The organism is Sphingobium aquiterrae (assembly GCF_037154135.1).
GTDB lineage: Bacteria > Pseudomonadota > Alphaproteobacteria > Sphingomonadales > Sphingomonadaceae > Sphingobium > Sphingobium aquiterrae.
Map to the genome: position 1 here is coordinate 1 of NZ_JBANFL010000045.1, position 6,073 is coordinate 6,073.

The window sequence follows — 6,073 nt, forward strand, 5'->3', positions numbered from 1 at the left end:
CGAAGGCGAGACCGCCGGCGCGCCGGCCCAGGGCGCCGAGGCCGGCCTCGGCCAGTCGTCGGCAGAGCACGCCTTTGCAAGCTGAGCACCGTCCAGTCGTTGCTTCAAGAGGCCCTCGCTTCCATCGCGGAGCGGGGGCCTCTTGCATTTCTCCATGACAGAGGGCCGCATCACGCTCGGCTCCGGTGACTGGTACGGCAACACCCGGCATGGGCTACAATCTTGACATTTCCCCAGTACAATGCATATGTTCATGCATATGCAAGGGAGGTCGATATGGCCCGGAAAAAAGCAGTTTCCGTCCCTCCACGAGAAGCCAAACTGTTCCGGAACAACAAGAGTCAGGCTCTGCGCATCCCTGCCGATTTCGAACTTCCGGGTGACCGCGTGATGATCCATCGCGATGGCGACCGCCTCATTATCGAACCGGTACGCCGCAAGAATCTTCTGGAAGTCCTCGCATCCCTGCAGCCGCTCGGGCCCGATGATCAGTTTCCCGATGTCGAGGACACATTGCTCCCGATAAAGGCCATCGACCTGTGAGCGGGCTCTATATGCTCGACACCAATACCGTCTCCGAGCTTGCCCGCAATCCGCAAGGATCGGTTGCCGCACGCATCGCCGAAGTGGGCCCGGATGCGATCTGTGTCAGCATCATCACCGCGGCGGAACTCCGCTACGGCTGCGCCAGAGCGGGTTCGCCGCGGCTGTTGGCGCAGATCGAGGCCATTCTGGACAGCCTCCAGATCCTTGCCCTCGATGTCCCCGCCGACACTGAATATGCCGGTATTCGCGCAGAGCTGGAAGCAGCCGGCAAGCCTATCGGGCCAAATGACTGGTTCATCGCTGCCCATGCCTATGCCCTGGAAGCGGTGCTGGTGACCGCGAATATCACAGACTTCTCGCGGATACGCGCACTCAAAGTCGAGAACTGGATCGCCGACCTTCATTGACCGGATGCCGGGCAATCACCGCATGGCTTTCGTCTAGCGCATCGGCTCGCTCCAGCGGCGGGCCGCCGCCACACGCTTCGCGATCGACCCTAACCCTTGAGATGACCTTCGGCTCCATAGCGGATCGGGGGTCCTTTGCCATCCACTGGCCTCATGGCCGAAGAGAGGAGGGGGGTGTGCCTTTGTGTTCACGCAACAGGAGAAGGCCATGTCCGACATCATCGACCTCGGCGGCGCGCCCGGACACGAGGATTGCGCGCAGCTCGGCCACACCCCCGACTTCGAGCGCCTCAACCGGCTTGAGGTCGCCGCCTATCGGGCCGCCGTCATCGCCCGCTTCGGCCCGCCCCCGGACGGGTGTGCCCTCGACTTTATCACCAACCGGCACGACTTCGGCATCTATCGCACGCTCGGTCTCAAGGTCGATGCGGGCGCTTATCGTCGCGATCCCTCGGTCGCGGCCTATGTCGAGGCCGCCCAGGACGGTCTCGCCAGCTGGGTCGAAGCCGGTTTCGCGCCGCCGGTCCGCTACGACGACGGCCGTGCCCCCGCGGTCGACCGGGACCGTATCGACGACATCGTCATGGGTGCGTTGCTCGCGACGCGGCCCGACCCGTTGGGACGGTTCCCCATTCCCGACTTCGAGATCCTTCATCGCAATCTCGCCGCCGCCTACCCCCGCTGCGCCGAGGCCGCGAACCGCTCGCTTGAGGAGACACCAGTATGATACCGACGCAACTTACCTCCGACCAGGCCGCCATTCAGGCTCGTATCGAGGCCGAGATCGCAGAGCATGCCGCCGCCGTCCGGCGTGTCGAAGCGCGCTGCAAGAGCGCGTTCCTGCCTATCCTGCGGGAGCATGGTATCACACGCGTCGACATCAGCTATGATGGTGGCGGTGATGAAGGCATGATGGGCGATGTCACCGCCTATGGCGGCCAGTCTGTCCGGGAATTGCCTTCGGTGCTGTGCGACCATTACGCCGTCGACTATGGTGGAAACGTTCGCAGTTCCGCATTGCAACTGGAGGACGCCCTGTCGTCTTTTGCTGAAAATGCCGTCTGCGACCATCATGGTGGCTGGGAAAATGGCGAGGGCGCCTACGGAGAGATCGTCATCGATGTCGCCTCGGGAGGCGTGACCATCACGCATAATGCCCGGTTCATCGACTACGACACCACCGAGACGGAGCTGTGATCCATGTCTCACTGCTATTTTCATGCGCTCAGCTCGGCGCGCCGCTGGGGCGGCGTGCCGGGCGACTATATCGCCCTTCATCAATGGTTCGATGAATCCAAGAAGATCATCGCTGATCCGCGCCACCGGGCGCTCAGGCACCATGCCGAGGGGATTTTCCTGCTCGAGACGATTTTTGGCGTGACCGTTCGCAACAGCGACGGACGTCAGGTGCCGGTGCGTCTGATCGGGGAGGCGCACGTCACCGAAGATCTGGGGCGCATTCCGTCTTTCGCCGACTGGGCACGGCTCATCCAGCCGATGCCCTGGATGTTGCGCGGCAATCCCGCCGGCTCGCCGGGGCTGGATCCTGCTATTTCCGGTTCACCCGCACCCAACGCTGCTGTAGCCTGATCTCATGGATCAGGGACCCTTCAGCAAGGCCGCCGCAGACAACGCCCTCGATCGTCTCATCGCAATTGCCCGATCCGACACCGGCCAATCACGCCAGGTCGCAAACTTCCTTCTGGCCTGGTGGAACGGCGAGGATTGCGGGCACTTCCCTATCGCCGATCTGTTCGGCGTCGACGCGACGATCGCGACCCACATCACGACGATCGTCGGTTTCCTCGGTCAACATGAAGGCGCGATCTATCCGGATGCCTTCGGCTGCAAGGCCGAGATGATCGAACTGGTCGGCCGCTGGCGGGATTTCGGCGACTAGAAGTTTTCCAACGTGCAGAGCAACCCGCTCGTTATCGATCTCCTGCTGTTGCTCGGGCAGGAGATGACCCGAGTTGCCATCGCGCACGGTTCCATAGGTCTTGAGTCAGGCGTCGAGCGCTTGCCCTGGCGACGGGCAATCATGCATTCGCATTCTGTTCGGGGGGCGGAACCAGCCGGTCCAGCTTCGCCATGAAGAAGCGCTCGCTCCACAGGTCGATCGATTTGAGTTCAGCCGGACGCAGGAAGCGGCGCACATCTTCGGCTGCCGCTTTCCAGTCGAGACTGGCGATCGTGCTGCCCAGCGCGTCCTTCAGCCAGGGCATATTGACGGCAATGCTCTCGTCACCGGCCCACGGTCCGGCTTGAATCAGCGCCGCGCGCAGGAGCGGCAGATTGGGGGCAGTTCCCTTTGCGACATACCAGGAGAAATCGTACCAGTCCCTGCCTTTGAGGAAGCCCCGGCAGAGCAGCGCATGGATCTTGAGCGCGAAGTTGGACGGCAGATCCTGATGTCGCACTTCATAGTCGGCCGGAAAATCGAGATAGGTCGCATCTTCGCCGGAGTCGGCGGGGGGATTGACGTCGATTTCCAACTTGATGCGGATCGTCCGGGGCTTGCCTGTCCCGGCAAAGATAAGGTCGAGTTGGCTGGCGATCGAATCATTCTTGAGGAGCGCCTGGCGGATCGCGCTGTCCATTTTCGCCTTGGGCCGCGCGTCGAGCTTCAGGCCGAACTGGCCGAACACGTCGACCAGAACCGTGAGATAAGGCGACCAATCGAAATCCGGATCGGGCGCGCGGAGGAGGAAATCGAGGTCTTCTGAAAAACGCGGCAGGCCATGAAGGATACGCAGCGAGGTGCCTCCCTGAAACAGGGCGACATCGAAGAAATCGCCGCGCCACAGGGCATAAAGCGCGATCTCCTGGAGGATTTCCTTGACGGCATTTTCCTCTTCGAGGGCGTTGGCCGCATCGTAGCTGCGCAGCTTTTCCTGGATGATGTCAATCATGATTGGAAGCCTTTCGGGCCATGACGGCGTATTCGAGCGCGGCGAGAAAGGCGTTCACGGCCTTGTGCTTGTAGGTGGATCTGAGCTTGGCGAAATCCTTTCGTCGAAGCGAGACGAGCCTGTCCGGGTCGATCCGCATGCCATGGGTCAGCCATTCGATCCCGCTCCATTGTTCCTTGCGCAGGGCAACCAGGTCCATCAGCGCCCGCAAAGGCTGGGCGACGAAGGCGGTGAGTTTGCCCATCTGGACCCGATCAACGCCGGTCAGGAACCGATAATCGGCAATGGCGAGAGGGTGGAAGCTGAACGCTCCGAAGTCCGGCGTGTCGAAGTGCAGCGTTTTGCGTCCCGGTGTCACGCTGGCGGTGGTGAAAACCGCTTCGGGAATCCAGCCATGCCAGGTCAGCGCGCTTTCGAGCGAGATATAACTGCCTGGTACGAGACTCTGGGCAATGGCGAAGGGATGTACGGTTTGGCTGCGATAGCCTTGTCCCAAAAGATACGTACCGCGTTTCACCCGAAGCAGGGAGCCATCCTTGAGGGCACGGTTTACGAGGCCGTAGCGCCGCGCATCCCCGCCGCCCAGCAACCGCCCAAGCTGGCGTTCGCTCAGGATATGGTCGGCCAGCCCTGCTGCCGTGATCTGCTGTGCCAAGGATGACATGAATTTCCTCATACTTCCAAATTGTGAAAGTTTCCAGAAATTATCGGATGAGCGGCCAGAATGAGCAAAACCTTCCCCGGCGCGCCGCAGGCCTTGTCTCCCGACGTGCTGGTGTCGGCGATACGCTTGGACTCGCTGACGGTGCCCACGCCTTCTGTAAGCCACTGACCGAGACCGAGGCTCTCCTCCGCGCGCCTCGCCGCATCTGCGCTTCGCGCACGCAAAGAGGAGCAGGGAAGGGGGAAGGGGCAGGACATGTCTCCGAGGCCGGAGACCTGGCCGTCCCGAACCTATTTTTTCGTGAGGAGCGAACATGGCCAACCATTTCGTCAAAGCGAGCTTTGTTCTCACCGTTACCGAGGCCGAGGCAGAAGTCCTGCGCCAGATCGAAGATGCTACAGGAATTCTCGATGATTCTGGTTTCGAGCAGGATGAACTTGCCGCAGCTTATGCCGCGCTCGGCGAATCCTTCACGTCGTGCTTCCCGTCGATCGAGGCCGATCCCTTCGGTGGATTTCGCGCGATCTTCAGCGATCCCGATTATCCACGCCTCGGCTTCTCGCTGCAGGTCGATCCGTCCGATGGGTCAGGCCGTTGCAAGGTCTGGTTCTACGGCGACCAGGTCGATGTCGAAACCGCCGCGCTGCTGATCCAGGTCGCCGCGAGATCGGCTCTGCCGTTTGGCTTCGAATATGCGCTCGATTGCGATCGCCTGCGTCCTGGTGAGTTCGGCGGCGGCTATGTCGTCATCCGCGAAGACGGGCTCGAGTTCGCAGGTTCGTCCCGGCTCCTCGATCGCGCTATCGCGCGCGGTCACCACGAAGGTGTCGACGGATACGTCCTTGTCACGCGCGACGCCGAGGCCGGCCTGCTCTTCTGGAACAGCCATTCGGGCTTCGGCTCGCTTGCTGGCGCCACGGTGTTTTCCGAGGCCGAGGCCGCGAACTTCGATCCGCCCATTGCCGACGACCAGCCCGAATGGCTGGCGCTCCCGGCCCCACTCAACTGAAGGAGCCGCACATGCGCTACATCATCGCTCTTTATGAGATCGACCGCGCCTATGGTGGAGCAGAAGAGGGTGGCTGGTGGTACGACACCGGCGAGTTGGCCCGCCTTCTCGCGCTGGCGCCGACCGAAGCGCGGGCCATCCAGTTGGCTGACCGAGCCAACCGCCTGCTCGAACGGCTACAGCGTCATCGTCGCCGCGTCGATTCCGTCCTTTATGATGGCGGCCGTTATACTGCCATCGTCTTCGAATGGACGGCGCCCCCGGCCTTTCCCGAGGTCCGGCCGCACTACGCCTGAACGCGACTGTCCGCCGTTGACGGGCCACCATCCCAGGTTGCGGTCCTGCGGAATAGCTGCGCACGGAAGAAGCCCAGTCGAATTCCGGCATCCTGGAGCCAACTCGCCAAAGCCAGCGGCCTGACGCGCGAGCGTTTCGCGATGGCCGATCATCTCCTGCGTCTGATCTGCTGCCCGACGATTGGCGTCGGGGGTGGGGTTGATCAGGCCGGGACCAGGCGGGGGCTGTTCGGATCGAT

At 62.2% G+C, this 6,073-nt stretch carries 10 protein-coding genes; 8 read left to right on the plus strand and 2 right to left on the minus strand.

The window, feature by feature from the left end:
• The first annotated feature begins 276 nt into the window (after positions 1-276).
• From WFP78_RS23155 to WFP78_RS23180, 6 genes are all read left to right on the plus strand, one after another.
• Positions 277-543 (plus strand): antitoxin, encoded by a 267-nt coding sequence (locus WFP78_RS23155; RefSeq protein ID WP_020818770.1) that lies wholly within the window; start codon positions 277-279, stop codon positions 541-543.
• 11 nt (positions 544-554) lie between these two features.
• A complete protein-coding gene (locus WFP78_RS23160) occupies positions 555-953 on the plus strand; it encodes a type II toxin-antitoxin system VapC family toxin (protein WP_197672744.1) in 399 nt (132 codons plus the stop codon).
• A 208-nt stretch (positions 954-1,161) separates the two neighbouring features.
• Positions 1,162-1,680 carry a hypothetical protein gene (locus tag WFP78_RS23165; protein WP_336966870.1) on the plus strand — a complete coding sequence of 173 codons (519 nt, stop codon included), beginning with the start codon at positions 1,162-1,164 and terminating at the stop codon, positions 1,678-1,680.
• Positions 1,677-2,150 carry a DUF6878 family protein gene (locus tag WFP78_RS23170; RefSeq protein ID WP_015460584.1) on the plus strand — a complete coding sequence of 158 codons (474 nt, stop codon included), beginning with the start codon at positions 1,677-1,679 and terminating at the stop codon, positions 2,148-2,150. Before WFP78_RS23165 ends, WFP78_RS23170 begins: the two co-directional genes overlap by 4 nt.
• 3 nt (positions 2,151-2,153) lie before the next feature.
• A complete protein-coding gene (locus WFP78_RS23175) occupies positions 2,154-2,543 on the plus strand; it encodes a DUF6915 family protein (RefSeq protein WP_015460585.1) in 390 nt (129 codons plus the stop codon).
• 4 nt (positions 2,544-2,547) lie between these two features.
• Positions 2,548-2,853 carry a DUF7673 family protein gene (locus WFP78_RS23180; protein ID WP_336966872.1) on the plus strand — a complete coding sequence of 102 codons (306 nt, stop codon included), beginning with the start codon at positions 2,548-2,550 and terminating at the stop codon, positions 2,851-2,853.
• Positions 2,854-2,992: 139 nt separating this feature from the next.
• Here the strand turns inward: WFP78_RS23180 and WFP78_RS23185 are convergent, their stop codons facing one another.
• Positions 2,993-3,865, minus strand: a complete 873-nt coding sequence (locus tag WFP78_RS23185; RefSeq protein WP_336966873.1) for a nucleotidyl transferase AbiEii/AbiGii toxin family protein — start codon at positions 3,863-3,865, stop codon at positions 2,993-2,995.
• Positions 3,858-4,529 (minus strand): type IV toxin-antitoxin system AbiEi family antitoxin domain-containing protein, encoded by a 672-nt coding sequence (locus tag WFP78_RS23190; protein ID WP_336966874.1) that lies wholly within the window; start codon positions 4,527-4,529, stop codon positions 3,858-3,860. The genes WFP78_RS23185 and WFP78_RS23190 overlap by 8 nt, the downstream gene beginning before the upstream one ends.
• Positions 4,530-4,842: 313 nt before the next feature.
• Here WFP78_RS23190 and WFP78_RS23195 point away from each other — a divergent pair, with 313 nt between their 5' ends.
• Both WFP78_RS23195 and WFP78_RS23200 read left to right on the plus strand, forming a co-directional pair.
• A complete protein-coding gene (locus WFP78_RS23195) occupies positions 4,843-5,538 on the plus strand; it encodes a hypothetical protein (RefSeq protein ID WP_336966875.1) in 696 nt (231 codons plus the stop codon).
• An 11-nt stretch (positions 5,539-5,549) separates the two neighbouring features.
• Positions 5,550-5,834: a hypothetical protein gene (locus tag WFP78_RS23200; RefSeq protein WP_015460590.1), complete on the plus strand. Its 285-nt coding sequence runs from the start codon at positions 5,550-5,552 to the stop codon at positions 5,832-5,834.
• The last annotated feature ends 239 nt before the right edge of the window (positions 5,835-6,073 follow it).

Bases quoted from the DNA above. Each gene is read 5' to 3' on its own strand.
- WFP78_RS23200 (WP_015460590.1), top strand. From the start codon at position 5,550: ATGCGCTACATCATCGCTCTTTATGAGATCGACCGCGCCTATGGTGGA.
- WFP78_RS23165 (WP_336966870.1), top strand. From the start codon at position 1,162: ATGTCCGACATCATCGACCTCGGCGGCGCGCCCGGACACGAGGATTGC.
- WFP78_RS23155 (WP_020818770.1), top strand. From the start codon at position 277: ATGGCCCGGAAAAAAGCAGTTTCCGTCCCTCCACGAGAAGCCAAACTG.
- WFP78_RS23185 (WP_336966873.1), bottom strand. From the start codon at position 3,865: ATGATTGACATCATCCAGGAAAAGCTGCGCAGCTACGATGCGGCCAAC.
- WFP78_RS23180 (WP_336966872.1), top strand. From the start codon at position 2,548: ATGGATCAGGGACCCTTCAGCAAGGCCGCCGCAGACAACGCCCTCGAT.
- WFP78_RS23160 (WP_197672744.1), top strand. From the start codon at position 555: ATGCTCGACACCAATACCGTCTCCGAGCTTGCCCGCAATCCGCAAGGA.
- WFP78_RS23195 (WP_336966875.1), top strand. From the start codon at position 4,843: ATGGCCAACCATTTCGTCAAAGCGAGCTTTGTTCTCACCGTTACCGAG.
- WFP78_RS23190 (WP_336966874.1), bottom strand. From the start codon at position 4,529: ATGTCATCCTTGGCACAGCAGATCACGGCAGCAGGGCTGGCCGACCAT.
- WFP78_RS23170 (WP_015460584.1), top strand. From the start codon at position 1,677: ATGATACCGACGCAACTTACCTCCGACCAGGCCGCCATTCAGGCTCGT.
- WFP78_RS23175 (WP_015460585.1), top strand. From the start codon at position 2,154: ATGTCTCACTGCTATTTTCATGCGCTCAGCTCGGCGCGCCGCTGGGGC.